At 65.9% G+C, this 16,843-nt stretch carries 11 protein-coding genes; 2 read left to right on the forward strand and 9 right to left on the reverse strand.

Features of this window, described 5'->3' with window-relative positions:
- Positions 1 to 11: 11 nt before the first annotated feature.
- The gene (locus FRC98_RS01725) at positions 12 to 2,984 is read left to right on the forward strand and encodes an FAD-binding and (Fe-S)-binding domain-containing protein (protein ID WP_146979578.1); all 2,973 of its coding nucleotides are present in this window, start codon (positions 12 to 14) and stop codon (positions 2,982 to 2,984) included.
- Positions 2,985 to 3,013: 29 nt separating this feature from the next.
- Here FRC98_RS01725 and FRC98_RS01730 read toward each other — a convergent pair whose 3' ends face one another.
- Together FRC98_RS01730 and FRC98_RS01735 are read right to left on the reverse strand one after the other, a co-directional pair.
- Complete coding sequence (locus FRC98_RS01730) at positions 3,014 to 4,432, reverse strand: redoxin domain-containing protein (RefSeq protein WP_146979579.1); 1,419 nt, start codon at positions 4,430 to 4,432, stop codon at positions 3,014 to 3,016.
- A gap of 99 nt (positions 4,433 to 4,531) precedes the next feature.
- Positions 4,532 to 5,326 carry an alpha/beta fold hydrolase gene (locus tag FRC98_RS01735; protein ID WP_146979580.1) on the reverse strand — a complete coding sequence of 265 codons (795 nt, stop codon included), beginning with the start codon at positions 5,324 to 5,326 and terminating at the stop codon, positions 4,532 to 4,534.
- A gap of 96 nt (positions 5,327 to 5,422) precedes the next feature.
- Here FRC98_RS01735 and FRC98_RS01740 point away from each other — a divergent pair, with 96 nt between their 5' ends.
- Positions 5,423 to 6,577, forward strand: a complete 1,155-nt coding sequence (locus tag FRC98_RS01740; RefSeq protein WP_146979581.1) for a metallophosphoesterase family protein — start codon at positions 5,423 to 5,425, stop codon at positions 6,575 to 6,577.
- Here the strand turns inward: FRC98_RS01740 and FRC98_RS01745 are convergent.
- The 7 genes from FRC98_RS01745 to FRC98_RS01775 form a co-directional block, all read right to left on the reverse strand.
- Positions 6,560 to 9,586, reverse strand: a complete 3,027-nt coding sequence (locus FRC98_RS01745; RefSeq protein WP_230467172.1) for a hypothetical protein — start codon at positions 9,584 to 9,586, stop codon at positions 6,560 to 6,562. The two genes, FRC98_RS01740 and FRC98_RS01745, sit on opposite strands and share 18 nt — an antisense overlap.
- A gap of 10 nt (positions 9,587 to 9,596) precedes the next feature.
- On the reverse strand, positions 9,597 to 10,322 hold the full coding sequence (locus FRC98_RS01750) for a hypothetical protein (RefSeq protein ID WP_146979583.1): 726 nt from the start codon (positions 10,320 to 10,322) through the stop codon (positions 9,597 to 9,599).
- 179 nt (positions 10,323 to 10,501) lie between these two features.
- Positions 10,502 to 11,605 carry a hypothetical protein gene (locus FRC98_RS01755; protein ID WP_146979584.1) on the reverse strand — a complete coding sequence of 368 codons (1,104 nt, stop codon included), beginning with the start codon at positions 11,603 to 11,605 and terminating at the stop codon, positions 10,502 to 10,504.
- A 218-nt stretch (positions 11,606 to 11,823) separates the two neighbouring features.
- On the reverse strand, positions 11,824 to 12,672 hold the full coding sequence (locus FRC98_RS01760) for a hypothetical protein (protein WP_146979585.1): 849 nt from the start codon (positions 12,670 to 12,672) through the stop codon (positions 11,824 to 11,826).
- A 62-nt stretch (positions 12,673 to 12,734) separates the two neighbouring features.
- Complete coding sequence (locus tag FRC98_RS01765) at positions 12,735 to 14,240, reverse strand: hypothetical protein (protein ID WP_146979586.1); 1,506 nt, start codon at positions 14,238 to 14,240, stop codon at positions 12,735 to 12,737.
- Positions 14,241 to 14,268: 28 nt separating this feature from the next.
- Positions 14,269 to 15,981 carry a putative ABC transporter permease subunit gene (locus tag FRC98_RS01770; RefSeq protein ID WP_146979587.1) on the reverse strand — a complete coding sequence of 571 codons (1,713 nt, stop codon included), beginning with the start codon at positions 15,979 to 15,981 and terminating at the stop codon, positions 14,269 to 14,271.
- Positions 15,978 to 16,823 (reverse strand): ABC transporter ATP-binding protein, encoded by an 846-nt coding sequence (locus FRC98_RS01775; protein ID WP_230467173.1) that lies wholly within the window; start codon positions 16,821 to 16,823, stop codon positions 15,978 to 15,980. Before FRC98_RS01775 ends, FRC98_RS01770 begins: the two co-directional genes overlap by 4 nt.
- Positions 16,824 to 16,843: the final 20 nt, after the last annotated feature.

Raw genomic sequence — 16,843 nt, forward strand, 5'->3', positions numbered from 1 at the left:
TCAGGAGAGAGATGGCGATCGATGTTAGCCGTGCGCCGCAGGCGCTTGAGTCGTTGGCCGGGGAGCTCGAAGGGGAGCTGCGCCTCGATGATCTGCACCGCTCGCTCTACGCGCAGGATGCCTCGGTGTACCAGTCTGAGCCGGTGGGGGTGGTCTTCCCGCGCACGGTCGAAGACGTGCAGGCCATCGTGCGCACCGCCGACGCGCTGGGGCTGGGGCTTGTGCCCCGGGCGGCCGGCACGAGCCTGGCGGGCCAATGCGTGGGTGAGGGACTGGTGGTCGATGTGGGCCGCCACATGAACCAGATTCTTGAGCTCAACGTCGAGGAGCGCTGGGTGCGCGTGCAGCCCGGGGTGGTGCTCGATGAGCTCAACCGTTTTCTGGCGCCGCACGGGCTCTTTTTCGGGCCGGATACCTCCACGTCGAACCGCTGCATGATTGGCGGGATGATCGGCAATAACTCCTGCGGCAGCCACTCGATCCTCTACGGAAACACCATGGCGCATGTGCTGGAGCTCGGCGTGGTCTTTGCCGACGCGAGCTTCGAGCGGGTGGGGCCCTGGAGTGAGGCGCAGCTTAAGGCGCGCATGCAGCGCACCGACAGGCTCGGGGAGTCGCTGCGCACTCTCGATCGCATCATGCGCGAGCATGGCGAGCTCATCGAAGAGCGCTATCCTCGCCGCGACGTTGTGCGTCGCAACACGGGCTTTCCGCTCGACGACATCCTCTGGCGCGCGCCCTATGAGGAGGGCGGTGAGCCCTTCTCGCTGGCGCGTTTCTTGTGCGGCACGGAGGGGACGCTGGGGCTTGTGACCGAGGCCAAACTCAACCTGGTGGAGAAGCCGCGCGAGAAGTGCGTGGTCTGCGTGCACTTCGACTCGCTGGAGTCCTCGCTGCGCGCGACCGTCGCGGCGGTGCGCCACGATCCGGCGGCTGTGGAGCTCATTGACCGGCGCGTGCTCGAGCAGACCCGTCAGAATATTGAGCAGGCGCGCAATCGCTTCTGGGTCGAGGGTGATCCGGACGCGGTGCTGGTGGTGGAGTTCTTTCGCGAGAGCCACGACGCGCTGGAGGAGGCCTGCCAGAAGCTCATCGCCGAGTTCAAAGAGCTGGGGATGGGCTACGCCTACCCGATCTTGCGTGCGCCGCAGGATAAGGCGGTCTGGGAACTTCGTAAGGCGGGCCTGGGGCTGCTCATGGGCATTGAGGGCGATGTGAAGCCGGTCACCGTCGTGGAAGATACGGCGGTGGCGGTCGATGTGTTGCCCGACTATGTGCGCGACTTCGCGGCGATCATGGACGCCTACAACACCGCGTGTGTGTATTACGCGCACGCCTCGGTGGGAGAGCTGCACCTGCGGCCAGAGCTCAACCTCAAAGACCCGGAAGATGTGGAGCGTTTTAAGGGCATCGCCACCGATGTGGCCGACCTGGTGCGTCGCTACCGGGGCGCTATCAGCGGGGAGCACGGCGACGGGCGCGTGCGCTCACCACTGCTGGAGCGTTTTTACGGCCCGGAGATCATGGCGCTGCACCGTCAGGTGAAAGAGGCTTTTGATCCCCGGGGGATCTTTAATCCCCGAAATATCGTGGATCCCAGGCCCATCGACGCGGATTTTCGCTTTGTGCCGGGCAAGCCCACGCCCGAGCTGCGCACCTATTTTAAGTGGGAGGCGGAGCGGGGGCTTGTGCGCGCCACCGAGCTCTGCAACGGCGCCGGCGTCTGCCGCAAAAGCCCGGCGGCCGGTGGCACGATGTGCCCCAGCTACATGGCCACCGGCGATGAAAAAGACACGACCCGCGGTCGTGCCAATGTCTTCCGCACGCTTTTAACCGGTGCGGAGCCGGAGGCCGCTTTTGAGAGTGAGGCGCTCTCCGAGGCGCTCGACCTCTGCCTCTCCTGCAAGGGGTGCAAGAGCGAGTGTCCGGCCAACGTGGACATGGCGCGTATGAAGGCGGAGTTTTTGCAGCAGCGCTACGACCGCCAGGGGACCCCGGCGCGCGCGCTGCTCTTCGGGCATTATGGAAAGCTCAGCCGGCTGGGCTCCTGGCTCCCCTGGCTTGCGAATTTTACGCTGACCTTTGCGCTGACGCGCTGGTTCTTCAACGCCTTCTTCAAGCTCGCGCCCCAGCGTCAGCTGCCCTTGATGGCGCCCAAAAGCTTCGATAGCGCCCTTAAAAACGCCCGCCGCTCTGGCGCGCTGGCCGCGCCGCCGGCGGGGGAGGGAGCGCCGTCGAAAGAGGTCTGGCTCTACGTCGATCCCTTCACCGACTACACCGAGCCCGAGCTGGGGCTTGCGGCGGTGGAGGTGCTTGAGGCGGCCGGCTACCGCGTCGAGCGCTTTGGCATGCGCGATGACGGGCGCACCTACCTCTCCAAAGGCATGGTGCGCGCGGCCCGCGAGCTGATGGAACGCGGCCTTCGTGAGGTGCAAGACGACCTCAAAGCTCACCCGGAGCGTGCGGTGGTGGGGCTTGAGCCCAGCGCGCTTTTGACCTTCCGCGATGAGCTCGGTGAGCTGGTCGATGAGGCGCTGCGAGGGGCGGCCGATGATCTGGCGGGGCGCTCTTTTTTGCTCGAAGAGTTTATCGTGCGCGAGGTCGAGGCGGGGCGCTGGCCCGAGGGGCTTTTTGAGACCGAGGAGGCCAGGCCCGCGCTCTTGCACGGGCATTGCCATCAGAAGGCCATCTGCGGCACCACGGCCACCGAGGTGGCGCTGGGGCTTGCGGGCTATGAGGTGGAGACGCTTAAGACGGGCTGCTGCGGCATGGCCGGCTCTTTCGGGTATGAGGCCGAGCACTATGAGGTGTCGATGAAGGTCGGCGAGCTTGTGCTTTTGCCCAGGGCCCGGGCGATGGAAGAGGGGCAGGTGCTGATCGCGCCGGGCACCTCCTGTCGCCATCAGATCAAGGATGGCGCCGCGCGCGACGCGATCCATCCGGCGCTGGCCCTGAAGATGCGCCTGAGAGCGCGCCAGGGCTAAGCCTCGCCACCCGGCCGGGTGGCGAGGGGCTAAGGGGCCGTGTCGCCATTGTCGGGCCAGGTGAGCTCCAGGCGCTCCCAGGTGCCGGAGTCGGTGTCGTGCTTCCAGATGGCCGGGGCGTGGGTGTCGCAGACCCAGAGGACGCCGTCGGCGCTGGCCAGCGCCGTGGGGAAATCGAGTTTCGGGGCGTCGAGGGTGTCGAGCTCCTCGCGTTCCGGATCGAAGCAGCGCAGCGCGCAGTTCAGGGAGTCGGCGACGTAGATGTTGCCCTTATGCAGGGCGATGCCACGGGGATGTTGCATCAAGGCGGTGCGCGAGGGCCCGTCGACCTGGCCGTGCTCAAAGAGGCTCTTGCCGATGAGGGTGTGCACGCGGTTGGAGCGCAGGTTGAGGCAGCGCAGCGCAGACGAGGTGCTGTCGATGACGTGGAGGCGTTCGTTGTTGGACGCCAGATCGGTGGGCTGGGCGAAGGCTGCGGTGGTGCGGTGGCCGTCGATGCGATCCTCATCGCCGCAGCCGGCATAGTGCTCAATGCTGGTGCCGTCGGCGCTCATGCGCAGGATGGTGTGGGTGCCGGCGCAGGCCACAAAGATCCAGGGGCCCTGGCGTATCAGAGACCAGGGGGCGTGGATGCGGCCCTGCGCATCGGGGGGCATGATGGCCAGGGTGTCGGTGTGGCCGCTGAGCGGGTCGATGACGCGGATGGCGTGGTTGGTGGTGTCGGCCACCAGGATTTGATTCTCGACAAGAGCCAGCCCGTGGGGGCTGAAGAAACGCGCGCGATCGGGGGGGCCGTCTTCAAAGCCTGGCTCCGGACCTCCGAAGCAATGGATGACCTCTCCGCTGGTGTCGGTCAGGATGATGCGGTGATGGCCGGTGTCAGCGATGGCCAGGCGATCGTCTTGCGCGCTGAGGCCGGCCGGAAAACGCAGGGCGTCCGGGGAGGGCTGCGCGGGCATCGGGGTGGGATGGGGGCGGCGCGCGGCGTCGGTGAGCCCGAGCAGGCCTTCGAGCGCGTCGATGAGCTGAAGGGGCTCGGGCACCCCTCGGAGCACGCGGCAGACGTAGCCGCGCGGATCGATGAGCGCGATGGTGGGGAACTCACGCACGTTGAAGGTCCGCGAGATGCGATGCTCGTTATCGGCAGCCACCGCAAAGGGCACCCCCACGCGGCCCACGGCGCTGCGCACGTAATCCAGGTCGTGCTCTCCCACAAAGCGGGGGCTGTGCACGGCGATGATCTGCAGGGGGCGGCCTTCAAAGCGTTGGAGGGCGCGGTACATCGCCGGGAGGCCCTCCTGGCAGCGGATGCAGCTGGAGCTCCAGAAGCCCAGCATCACCACCTGGCCCAGCAGATCTTCGAGGCGCAGCGGGGCGTCGACGTTGATCCAGGGCAGCTCGGGAAACTCCGGCGGGCGAATGCCGTGGGTGCAGGGGGACAGACGCATCGGGGGGCTCCGGGCTGGCGAGTGTGATCGTGGTGGCGCGCGATCACGGCTCAAAGAGCGCCTCAGTCCTCCCCCGGTGGGGTGTGGCAGGTGCTTGAATTAATTGAGGAATTCAAGCAGGGCGTCGCGGAAAGCATCGGGGCGCTCAATGGGAATGGTGTGGCCACAGCGTTCCACACAAATGTGCTCCCCACCCAGCAGGTCGGCCAGAACTTTTGCGCCCTCGCTGGTCACAAGCAGGTCCTGGTCGGCGGAGATCACCAGGGCCTCCACGTTGAGATCGGCGGCCAGTTCGGCGACCGGGGGAAAGGCCATCAGCCCTTCGAGTAGAAGGCGCACGCCTTGCTCGGAGTTTCGTTGCACGGAGGCTTTGATGACGTTGTCGAGAAACTTCTGGTGCGAGGCCAGAAAGTCGTCGCCCAGGATGGTGGGGAGCGAGGCCCAGGCCATCGCTTCGAGGCCGCCTGTGACGAGCACCTGGTGCCAGGCGCGCACGATGGTGTCGGCCAGGGCGGTGGGGCGGGCGGTGGCGCTGCAGAGGACGAGCCGGTCGAGGCGCTCGGGGAAGTCGTTGGCAAACCCTAAGGCGACGCGCGCCCCGTGGCTGAAACCGGCCAGGTGAGCGTGCTCAATGCCCAGGTGATCGAAGAGTTCGGCGAGGTCGGCGGCGTGTTGGGCGAGCGTGGGCGGGGCTTCGGGGGCGTCGCTCCCACCCTGACCGCGGGCGTCGTAGAGGAGCACGCGGAAATGCTCGCGCAGCGCGCGCGCCTGGCTTCCCCAGTGCTGTGTGGACTGGGTCATGCCGTTGAGCAGCACAAGCCAGGGGCCCTGGCTGTGGTCATCATGGGTTTCGAAGTGGAGTTTTTTGCCATCGGAGAGCTCAAAGGTGCTCACGGGGGCCTCGTGCGTGGGGGAGAAATTTTGACAGGGGGGAGGTGGGCCTCAACAATCGCCGGGAATGTCGGGACGTCCTTTTGACCAAGCGATACCATGCGCAGAGAGCTCATTCTAGCCGCGGCCACCCTGGGGGGAATCTTGCTTGCGATGCCGGCGATGGGCGGCACGCCGGTGCGTCCGGTCGAGGATGGGGCCAAGCATGCCACGCCGCGCGAATCGGCCGATGAGGCTAAGCACGCCGAGGCTGAGTCGAAGGCCGAGGGCGATCTGAGCGAGGATGGGGCGTCGCCGGCCGGCGCGGAGTCCGATGAGGATCGGGAGTGGACCGTGGCGGTGCTCTCCGACTTTAATGGCGCTTACGGATCGACCGAGTACGGCGATGAGGTGCACCGGGCGGTGGCCTGGCTCAGCGATGAGGTGCGCCCCGATGTGGTCATCAGCCCCGGTGATATGGTGGCCGGGCAGCGCGCCGGGCTTGATCATCGGGCGATGTGGGCATCTTTTCATGAGGTTGTGACACGGCCGCTGGCCCGCGCGGGCATTCCCTTTGCCATCTCGCCAGGCAACCACGACGCCTCCGGCTCGCCGGCGTTCTGGGAAGAGCGCGTGCATTTTGCGCGGGAGTGGCAGGATCGCCCCCCGCAGGTCGAGATGGTCGAGACGAGCGGGTATCCCTTTTATTACGCGTTTAAGGTGGGTCCGGCGCTCTTTGTCTCGCTGGATGCGACGACGGTGGGGCCTATCGATGAGGCGCAGAGGTTGTGGCTGGACGCGGTGCTCAAGGCGCACGCCGAGCTGAGCACGAAGATCGTCTTCGGGCATCTTCCGCTGCATCCGGTGGCGCAGAGTAAAGAGGATGAGACGCTGGCCGATGAGGCGCTGGAGGCGTTGCTATTGCGCCACGGGGTGGATCTTTATGTGGCCGGGCATCATCACGCCTATTACCCGGGAAAGCGCGGGGAGCTTGGGCTTTTGCACAGCGCGTGCATCGGGGCCGGGCCGCGTAAGCTGCTGGGGGAGGAGCGGGTCAGCGATCGTTCGGTGGCGCTTGTGCGCTACGGGAGCGACGGGGTGCGCTCGGTGGAGGCGTACCGCGGGGAGGGGTTTGAGGAGGCGGTGCCACGTGCGGAGCTGCCGCGTTCGGTGGGGGAGGGGCGGCGCAAGATCTGGCGCGACGATGTGCAGCCGAACGAGGCCGATGTGCAGGCGAAGCGCCGGGTGTGGGGTGGCTTAGAAGGCGGCGCCTAAGAGCAGGTAGAGATCCGTGATGCCCTCGGGGCCAAGCCCTCGGGCGTAGCCCAGGCGCAGGCTGTTGCTGGCGTAGTAGCCCAGGATGGCGTCGAGCTGCAGCTCGGCACCGATGCCCGTAAGAAGATCGGCGTCGGCCAGGTAGCCGTTGTAGGCGGTGCCGGTGTCGACAAAGACCTGGCCTTTGAGCTGACGAAAAAAGAGGGGAAGAGTGGAGAAGCCGCGATCGAGATCGAGGATCGGAAAGCGGTACTCGAACTTCGCGAGCTGGTACTGCTCCCCGCGCTGAACCCCCGGGGCAAAGCCGCGGATGGGGTAGCCGACGCGCGGCTCCTGGAAGATCACCGCGCTTAAGATCTCCTGGGGGCTCAGCCCCCCGATGGCGTACTGGCGCTGCGGGCCGCTGGCGCTGCGGGTGAGCGCGCCTCGAAGTTGCAACGCGAAGACATGGCGATCGATGAGCGGGTTGGGGTGAAAGGCGCTCAGCGCGTACCCAAAGGTCAGCGCGTTGTTTGTGTGGCCCAGCGCAGGGTGCTGCACACCCACAGACGCGCTCATGGAGACGCCGCGCTCCACCGAGATGGAGCGCGCGTAGCGGTAGAGTCGGCTGTAGGAGAGCCCGAACGAGAGCTCATTGAACCAGCCCAGAAGAGGCTCCCGCGGGCGGATGTCGCCGGGCTCCGGGGTAATTCGGGGCCTTTCTTTGAAGGTGGTGTATTCGGCGCGGTAGTTGGTCGTAAAACTGACCCTCTCCGAGAGGACGCGCAGCGGAAAGGAGAGCCCGAGCTGCCCGACGTATTGGCGCTCCAAAAAGGGCACGTAGCGGCTCTCGGCGATGAGCGCGCGGGCGCGCGGGTAATCCGAAAAACGCCCCAGCAGCGTGAGGTTAAAGGGCAGCCCTCCGTAGCGGTAGACAAAGCCCAGGTTGGCGCTCGGATCTTCAAATCCCTCGGCGGTGGTGACCCCGCCACTGAGCGTGTAGCTGTGAAGCTCCAGCGGGTCGTAGCCCTCGATGGTCGCGCCGAGGCCCGCGCCTGAGCGCAGCACGCCCGCATCTGGCATCAGAGTCAGCGGCGCTATCCAACGCCCGGCCTGATAAGGCTCGGGTTGAAGATCGAGCTCCGGCTCCGGATAGGCCATGGGGGGGCGCGCACGCACGCTCTCGGCGGGCATATGCTGGCGTGTGCGCGGGTGGGGAAGGCGCGCGATCTCAAAGCCGCGCGCGGTGTAAAGGCTCACGTAGATGAAGTCGCCATCCGGCGTTACGACCGGCGAAAACGCGCCGGTGATGACGTTGCTCACCTGCCAGCGCTCCAGCGTCTCAAGGTCCAGCGCGAAGATGTTGAACACCCCGCGGGTATCCGCCGCGTAGTAGAGATGGCCCTCGGGACCCACGTGCGGATCGAGCTCATGGGCGGCGGTGTCGGTGAGTTGTCTCAGCGCGCCGTCGCTTAAGTTCACCTCCCAGAGGTCGCGCTGGCGCCGGTCGAGACGCCACCAGCTGAAGATGATCGTGTCGCCCCCGGGGCCAAACACAGGCCGCGAGATCTGCTGCCAGTGGGCATCGTCTTCGGGAGGATGGTGCAGGCCCGAGACCACGACGCGCTCCTCCGATGGCGCGTCGAGCGGACGCACCACAAGCTCCATGGTGCCCCGGCGGTTTCGCACGTGCGCCACGAGCTCGCCATCTGGCGAGACGGCCGGCTCGCGGGCGCGATCGCCCCGGGTGAGTCGGCGAGTCTGGTGGGTGCGGACGTCGTAGGCGAAAAGATCCTGGAAGGAGTACACGCTCTCAAAGGTGTCGGAGCGCGAGTAGATGAGCACATTGCCGTCGGGTGTCCAGGCCGAGGGGCCGGCGGCACCCTCGGCCTGGCGCAGCGGACGTGGGGAGAGCCCCCCGGCGTTCACGCTGGCGAAGACCGGGTGGGCCGACTCGGCGGAGGCGTAATAGGTGATCTCCGGGCGCTCTCCCGGGCGCAGCGTCGGGTACTGGTGGCGGCCGCCGCCCCGGGTCACAAAATCAACCGGGCTCACCCCCTGCGCGCGGGTCAGCGCCTGACGCGCCCAGGCCTTGGCCTGGGCCTCGGCCATAAAGCCCGCCCAGAGCTCGTCGAAGTCTTCACCGCTGATCTGCCGGGCGCTGCGGTTGAGCGCGTACGGAAGCACGCGGCGACCGTATATGTGGTTGAAATCCTTGATGAAATCTTCGCCGTGGCGGCGCGCGATGTAGTCGGCAAAGAAGCCGCCGTAGAGGTAGGCTGCGCTCCCCGAGGGCCAGGCCACCGGCAGGCCCGTGGATTGCCCCAGGGTAAAGAGGGTGTCCTCCAGCGACGCGGTGCGCAGCCACATCGAAAAGAGCGGACTATCCACTCGCCCCGTGCCCGCGCGCGTGGTCTCAAAGTAGGTGGCGATGCCCTCGGTGTACCAGCGGGGCAGGGTGGCGTTGGGGTGAAACTGTTTGCCAAAGACGCGGTTGACCAGCTGGGGCAGGCCCGGGTTGGTGTCGATATGCAGGGTGTGGACGTACTCGTGGTAGACGAGCACGCGCAGCCAGTCGTCGAAATAGCCGAGCACGCTGTCGGCCTCGGGCGGCATCCCGTAGATCGTAACAAAGTTGCGACCGAAGGTGCGGGCAAAGCCGTTGGCCGAGTCGATCCGGTCGGTGACCACCACGTGGGTACGCAGTCGGGGCGTCCAGTCGAGCGTGGGCGCAAGGATCAGGTGCGCCTCCTCAAAGGCCACCGCGGCGCGGCGGGCCAGCGCTTCGGTCTGGTCGTCGTAGTGGATGTAGAAGTGGGGGGTGGTCAGCGTGAAATAGTCACGCTCCGGATCGTCCAGGGCGTGGGCGGTCTGAGCGCCAGACGTCGCCACACATGCCCCTATGAGGATGGCGAACATCCAGAATCGCAGCATCACTGACAAAATGTGGCGGGGGCGCTCGGGCGCATGGAAAGGGCGTAAGAGCATAGCCCGCAGGTTGTAGCAGCGCGCCGGGCGCGATGAAAGCACACAGCGCGCCTCACCAGTACGTCACGCGCTCATCGAGCGGTGCCGATGCCACGGCGGGAGCGGCGCCCGGGTTCGTCTGGACGCTGGCCACGCGGCTCTCCAGAAGTTTTGCCAGGGTGATCGCGTCGTCGACATAACCCTTGAGAAGGTCAGCGTCGAGCACCCGCTTTTTATGCTCGATGAAGAGCGTGCCGTTGAAGATCTTGAGGTCTCCCGCCTTCGTGCTCGTCTTCAGCAGGGCTTCTCGCACCTCCGGGTCGGCGAAGATGCGCCGCATTACGCCCTTGTCTTCGAGGTGGATGCTCAGCTCGTCATCGAATCGATTAGGTGAAAGCGCGCTGAAGATGCCCGGGGCGTTGTCTTCATGAAGCGTTGCCGGCTTCTTTTTATGAACGCGACCGAAGTGCTGCCAGGCCGGGCTCAATGCCACGTTGACACCGACAAAGTAGGCCCGAACGGTTCTCGAGGAGTTATGTGTTCGAACCGTCTCGCTCTCATGGCGCGCCACGATCTGGAGCGCAACGCCCTGGTGGGTTCCTTCGAGCCGATAATTCTTCAGGGAGTCGCCGCTCAGCTTGAGTCCCATCGCCTCACCAGCGTTGGTCCAGGCTGATTTGGCCATATGCTCGATGATCAGCGCGAAGAGGACGACGACGGCGCACATCAGCAAAATGAAAAGGATCAAAAAGACCTGAATGCTGTTCAGGCCGAAGGTTTCCATGAAGACGTCTAACATCGCGCGCTCCGAGCAGGGGGAAGGCGCAAATCTGGCATAACGCGGCGGCGCAGCGCAACGCTCGTCGTGATGTCAGATAGGCCCGGGTGCGCAATCCTTACGAAGTTCGCGCCAGCGGCCGCGGCGCCTGAGCGGGCAGGGCGCTCTGGCAGCCGTGGCGCGTGCTGCTATGCACCGACCTACCGGGCGCCGATCCAACCCTCGGGGCGAATGGTCACATAGAAGTTAGCCCGGCCCTGGCCGCCGACTTCGTCGGCGGGAAGCTCCCAGCCCAACAGCGCCTCTTGCATGCACTGGAGCGCCTCGCCGGAGGGATGCTCGGGGCCGGTCTCATTGCTCAGGGTGAGGTCAATGGCCGAGGGGCGCGCGGGGCCATCGGTCGGGGTGGTGGGCCAGCGCATCTCGACCTCGGCCACGATCAGATCGAGGGGAAGTTGCGAGCGAAGCTGCTCGGCGCAGACGCCCAGCGCGCCGGCCTGGCGGGCAAGCGGGGCGGGAAGCGAGGTCTCCGCGCCGGCGGGGCTACCCTGCCAGCGGAAACCCTCGATGAGCACGGGGGAGGCCGGCTCGCGTTTGGTTTCGGTGGCCACGAGCTCAAAGTCCAGTCGGTAGCTCAGCGTGTAGACCGGAGCTTCGGGCTGGCTTAAGTCGGGCTCAGCGGGGAGCTCAAAACTCACGTTCCAGAGTCGTTTGAGCATGCAACGCGCGTCGGTGGTGGCCATCTCTTTAGGCGTGCCGTGCACCGCCAGCGGGTGGCCATCTGCGGAGACGCGCAGCTCAACCAGCATCGCCGGCTCGGGGCGGTAGGAGCGGGGATTGAGGCAGGCGCTCATCGCTTTGAGATCGCCGGAAAGTTGGCGCTGCAGGCGGTCGGGAGCGACAGGGAGCGTGGTGACGAGCGCGTCGACGCGCGGACGCCAGCGCCAGGGGATCACGGACACATTCACAGGCGCTGAGGATGGGGCCGAGGTCGCAGGGCGGGCCATCGCGCTGCCCTCGGGCGTCGAGGATGGGATGGGCTCAATAAGACCTTCGGCGCCGGTGCAGACGCGTTCGCCCTCGGCCACGCCCTGCGCCTCACAGTTCTCGGTGCAGGTAAAGCAGCGCAGCTCGCCGGGCTCCGGAGCGGTGGCGTCATCGGCACTGGCCTGTGCATCGTCAGGGGGGGACTGGGCCTGGGCGTGGCTGACGCCGGCAAGCAGGAGCCAGGTCAGGGCGATGATCATCCAGCCAATCAGTCGTCGTCTCTCCTGCGGCCCCAGCCCCTCGGGTTCTTCATGCATCGCATACCTCGCCGTCGCGTGGTTCACCGTTCGGGATCGGCGCGTTCACCGTCCCCCCCCAATCGTCTCGGGTGTTTCAACAGGGGCGAGCAAGCCGGCGTCAGGTGCCCGCGCTCGCAGTGCCCCCATGCCCCTCCAACGAAAGGTAAACACGCCGACGCAGCATCCGAAGTCAGTGCATGACGCGAAGATCGTTGCGAGAGGTTCTTAAAAAGAGGTCAGCGCACCACGTGGATCTGAAGAAACTCCAGGTTTGTCGCGGTGATCCGCGCCTTCTCGTCGGTGTAGCGGTGCACGAGATCCTGGGCCTGGCGGATGCGTCGAACATAGCTGGTGGGAGGCGCCTGATCGGAGCGAAAACGCACGGTGGCCTGCTGGTTGGCCAGCGCTCGCTCCAGGCGAAAGCCCGCGCCCTGGTACATCTGCGCCATGGAGCGGGTCAGGTCGACGACCTCCTCGCTCTGCACCTGGGTGCAAGAGGTCGTGGCCGGCGAGGGCATCAGGCAGGGGGTGGGCTCAAGCGTTGAGGTGGCGAAGTCGGAGTGGCGCGCTCCCAGCATCGACCACCAGGTCTCGGCGCTGGCCTGGAGTGCGGCCTCAGAGAGGCTCTGCAGGCTGCTTCGGGTGCGCGCTCGTACGCGCTCCTGCTCATCTTTTCCGGGCTGGGCGGCGATGAAGCGCTCAAAGAGGTTGCGCACCCTCTGCGCGATCGCCTCGGCGTCGGCGGCGCGCACACGACCGCCGGCGTCGACGCGCAGCGTGGGCACAAGACAGCCCAGGCGCTCAACGCGCTCGGGGAAAAGCACCGGATCGAGCACCGGCTCAAAGAGCGCATCGTCGTGTTGTGGACGAAGGATGAGCCCGCGCGCGTCGACCTCCACCTCAAAACTGACCTCGCAGACGCGCAGATGATCCTCGCCACCGCGACCCTCGACGCGCGTCTCCACCAGGCGACGCACCTCCAGACGCTCGATGGGCTGCCAGGCATCGAGCCAGCTGGCGGGGGCCTGCGCTGCGGCCGGAGCGCTGATAAGCAGGGCGGCGAAGAAGGTCAGTGTGGCGTGCATGCGGGGCCAGGTGCCACGACGTGATGACGGCTGTGCAGCGGGCAGGTGTGAAGGGTGCATTTTCACGGCATCACCCAGGTGCCCGGATAGGCCGGCGCAGCCTTGAGAAAACACGCCACGGGTTGGTCCCGATCGCCGGCGAGCAGGGCCCAGGTGGGGTCGGAGTAAAGATCGTCGAAGGTGGCCGGGTGGTGGTCGGGGCGAATCACCGCGGCGTTGATGTTTTCCTGCTGCGCGACGCCCCGCAAAATCGGCTGCTCGCGCGCGAGCTCATAGAGCTTCATGGAGGTCTCGGTGCTCAGGTCGCGCGTGTCGGTGTAGAGGATGGGCTCAATGCGCTCGGGCCGCCACAGCGCATAGGCCAGATAGCCGGCCAGGGTGGGATCGTTGAAGACGCGCAGCTCTTTTCCGGCGCGGCGCAACAGCTCACCGCAGGCCAGCGGCGTGGTGTCGGGGACGACGCCGCGCATCGGGATGGCCTGGCGAGCGTCAGCGTGAACGCGGGTGGTCAGGTCGGCGTGCCAGGGCAGCGCGGGCTGGGTGAGCACGGCGGCAGCGAGCAGCACGAGCGAGGCGAGCAGCGCGAGCGTCGGACGACGAAGTTCAAAACGCTCGGGCGGCACGATGGCCGGCGCGAGCAAGAGCACCAGCGCCAGATGTTGCAGCGGCATCATCGCCGGCATCAGGCTCGCCCACAGCGTCAGCAAAAAGGCCGGGATGGCGAGTGCCGCGGCTTGAGCAAAGAGCATCTGTGTGGCGCGGGCGTGGCGCGCCCACAACGCCAGCCCCACCGCCCCGGTGCTCAGCGACAGGGTCACGCTGAGCGGCCCTGGCAGCCGGGTAGGCAGCGCGGGACTTTTAGAAAGATGCACCAGCACCCCAAAGCCCAGCGGGCTTGCCAGCGGCGCAACAAGCGCGCCGGCGAAAGCCACCGCCGCGCCGAGCTTCGCGCCGGTGCGCAAGGCATAGGCACCCACCGCAAGGGAGGTGGCCATCATCACCAAAGCTGCCGGGAGCGCGAGGTTGACCAGCGCGAAGGCGCTCGCGCTCATCACGATCGTGGCCAGCAGGCCGGGGCGGGGTGAGGTCAACGCGCGTGTGGCGGCGATGAGCCCGAGCGTGGCGATCGGTAGCGCCAGAGATTCGGGCCCCACCGCCGAGAAAAACACCGCCGCCGGCACCCCCAGCCACGCCACGTTGAGAAACGTTTTGGGGCGTGGGCTGCGTTCGGCTGCGGCCCACCCCACCATCGCCACCGCGAGCGCCACCAGCGCACTGCGGGTGACCATCGCCGCCTCAATGCCGCCTAAGTCCACCAGCCGGAAGATCGCCACGCTGGCCAGCCAGCTCGTATCCAGCCAGCCCGCACCATCGGGGGCGGTGAACACCAGAAGCTCTTTGTCGGGGATGCGCCCAAAGGCCGAAATCAACCGCCCGTAGGCCACCCGCCACCAGGTGGCGTCGTGGCGCATCAGGCTTAGTCCCAGCAGCGCCAGAGTGAGCGCGGCGGGAAAGAGCGCTGCGGCCAGCTTGATGCGGGCCGGCGTCTGGCGAGGGGGCGTGCTCATGGGGTGTCCGTACTGCGTAAGAAGATCGTTAGAAGCGCGCGCGCAACGAGCCTGCGCCGGCCTTAAGCGCGATCACAGGCGTAAACGCCGCAATCACAATGCCCAGCACCGCAAATGCCCACAGCCCGAAGCTGATCGTCCCAAAACGCTCGGGTTGGGTGATGGCCATGGAGGGATAGAACCACATCCCCAGCAGCATCAAGGTCAAAAAGATGCACGAGATCATAAAGATCACCGCCCCGAAGCTCGACGCGATCTTCGCCGCGTTCGGGTTATGAAACTGCGGGTAGAGCGCGCCCATCCCCACGGCCACCGCCGCGCAGATCACCGTGATGACCAGGATCTGAATCCCGCTCAAAACACACGTCAGCAGAGGCGTGCCCACCAGCAGGTTTGATGACCAGATCAAGAGCTGTCCGATGATCACAATCGGCGCCAGACTGCCGAGCCACTTGCCCACCAGAAAACGCTCCAATGAGATCGGCGCCTGCAAGATCAGCCAGAAGCTGCGCCCCTCCACGCTGACCGCCGGAAAGAGAAAACGCCCGCAGAGCGTCACCGTCACAAAGCTGCACGCAGCGAGGTTGAAGAAGGAGAGCCCCACATCGCCCAGCAGCGCCTCGTTGGCGGCGATCTCAAAATACTTAAAGTTCACCAGGTAGATGACGATGATCGCCACCACGATCAAGAGCTGCGACCACTGGCTGGCGTCCCGCATAAAGACGGCCTGGTCTTTATGAATCAACGCCCTGAGCGACGAGAGGGGCTGCTCACCCAGCGCACGCAACTTCGCCATACGCTCGGCATAATCGCCGCCGGCACGCCGGGAGCGCTCCACCGCCCAGTTGCGCGCGATCGTCATCAGCCCGCCCCCGTGACGCCCCTCCTGGGTCTTGGTGTAACCCCGAAAGTAGAGCGGGCGGTGCAGCCAGGCCGAGATGAAGTAGAGCGCCAGCGGCGTAAGCCCCAGAAAGGTCGCCGACCACATCCACTGACCGCGCGTGCCAAAGAGCATCGGCGCGAGCATGTTGATGACCCAGTCGCTCGGCAAATACGACGTCGTCGGCACCGAGAGGAGCCGCATCAACTCGCCAATGGAGTCAAAACTCTCCGGGTTGAGCAGGCGCTCGGGCTGCACCGAGCGAATGACCACAAAGAGCGTGGCAAAGCCCACAAGCCCGAAGAAGAGCGCGGCATCACGGGTGCGGTTGGCCGCCAGGATGTTGGTCACCAGTAGCGCCAGAATCGACGCCAGCCCGGTAGGGATGGCCACAAAGGGGATCAGCACCAGCACCAGGTAGGGGTAGAACGTCCAATGCGCCCCCATCCCGTAGCCAATCGCCGAGAAGAGCGGCACCCCGAAGAGAATGATCACCCAGCTCGACTGCAGCATCGCCTCCAGAAAACGCGAGGTGAACATCGCGTCTCTGGGGATCGGCTGGGCCATCAAGAACTCGAGATCGTCGGCCAGATAAAAGGAGCTAAAGGAGGTGACGATGTTGCTGAAGACCAGCAGCCCGAAAAACACCAGCAGCGTGATCGCCAGCAGGCGCTGGACCAGGAGCTCGCCAACAGGCTCCAGCATCAACGACTGCGTCACGATGAAATAGCCGGAGCGAAAGAGCGCTGCGGCAAACATCAGGCTCAAGATCGCAAAGAAAGGCCCGCGCAGCCGGCCCTCATCGGAGCGCAGCGTGCCGCGCACCATGCGGAGTTTGATGCCGATAAGATCGAGAATCACGACCGCTCCCCCGGCTCATGCCCGAAGCGCTCGGCGACGGCCTGGTCGCGCTCGGCCTGCGACTCTTCGGTGATGCGCAAAAAGACCTGCTCGAGGTTGCCGTCGGTCTGCCCCGACTCCAGGCGAAGTTCGCCCAGCGAGCCGCGCGCCACGATGCGCCCGTGGTTGATGATCACGATGCGGTCGCAGACCTCCTCGGCTACTTCAAGCGTGTGGGTGGAGAGCAGAATCGACATCTTCTTGTCGGCCACGAGCTCCCGAAAGAGGCTCTTAATCAGGCGATGGCCGCGCGGGTCGAGCCCGACCATCGGCTCATCGACCACCAGCACCGAAGGCTCCGGAAGCAGCGCACCGCAGAAGACCAGGCGCTGCTTCATGCCGTGCGAAAAGCTCTCAATGAGGCTGTCAGCCCACTCTTTGAGCCCGAAAAGCGTGAGGAGCTCATCGATGCGATCGGCCACGTGGTTGGCCTTCATCTTGTAGAGCCCGCCGATAAAGCGCAGGTACTCCAGCGTCGTGAGCTTGTCGTAGACGTAGGGGCGGTCGGGGATAAAGCCCGTCACCCGACGCGCGTTGACCGGCTCGCGGCCAAGGTCATGGCCGTCGATCACAACATCGCCACGGTCCGGGGCGATGAGGCCCGTGATCATGCGCAGCGTGGTGGTCTTGCCCGCACCGTTTGGGCCCAGCACCCCGAAGACCTCGCCACGGGGAACATCCAGGTCAATGTGGTCGACGGCGGTGAAGTCGCCGTATTTTTTGTGCAGCCCGCGCACCCGCACGATCGTGTCGTCTGGCGAGCTTTCAGGGATGGTCGAGGCTGCTGCTGGATCGGTGCTCATGAGGCTCTCGCAAAGAAGTC

Origin of the sequence: Lujinxingia vulgaris, assembly GCF_007997015.1 — a bacterium.
Taxonomy (GTDB): domain Bacteria; phylum Myxococcota_A; class Bradymonadia; order Bradymonadales; family Bradymonadaceae; genus Lujinxingia; species Lujinxingia vulgaris.

Excerpts from the sequence above, each read along its gene's own strand:
- FRC98_RS01725 (WP_146979578.1), top strand. The coding sequence starts at position 12 with ATGGCGATCGATGTTAGCCGTGCGCCGCAGGCGCTTGAGTCGTTGGCC.
- FRC98_RS01730 (WP_146979579.1), bottom strand. The coding sequence starts at position 4,432 with ATGCGTCTGTCCCCCTGCACCCACGGCATTCGCCCGCCGGAGTTTCCC.
- FRC98_RS01740 (WP_146979581.1), top strand. The coding sequence starts at position 5,423 with ATGCGCAGAGAGCTCATTCTAGCCGCGGCCACCCTGGGGGGAATCTTG.
- FRC98_RS01750 (WP_146979583.1), bottom strand. The coding sequence starts at position 10,322 with ATGTTAGACGTCTTCATGGAAACCTTCGGCCTGAACAGCATTCAGGTC.
- FRC98_RS01755 (WP_146979584.1), bottom strand. The coding sequence starts at position 11,605 with ATGCATGAAGAACCCGAGGGGCTGGGGCCGCAGGAGAGACGACGACTG.
- FRC98_RS01760 (WP_146979585.1), bottom strand. The coding sequence starts at position 12,672 with ATGCACGCCACACTGACCTTCTTCGCCGCCCTGCTTATCAGCGCTCCG.
- FRC98_RS01765 (WP_146979586.1), bottom strand. The coding sequence starts at position 14,240 with ATGAGCACGCCCCCTCGCCAGACGCCGGCCCGCATCAAGCTGGCCGCA.
- FRC98_RS01775 (WP_230467173.1), bottom strand. The coding sequence starts at position 16,823 with ATGAGCACCGATCCAGCAGCAGCCTCGACCATCCCTGAAAGCTCGCCA.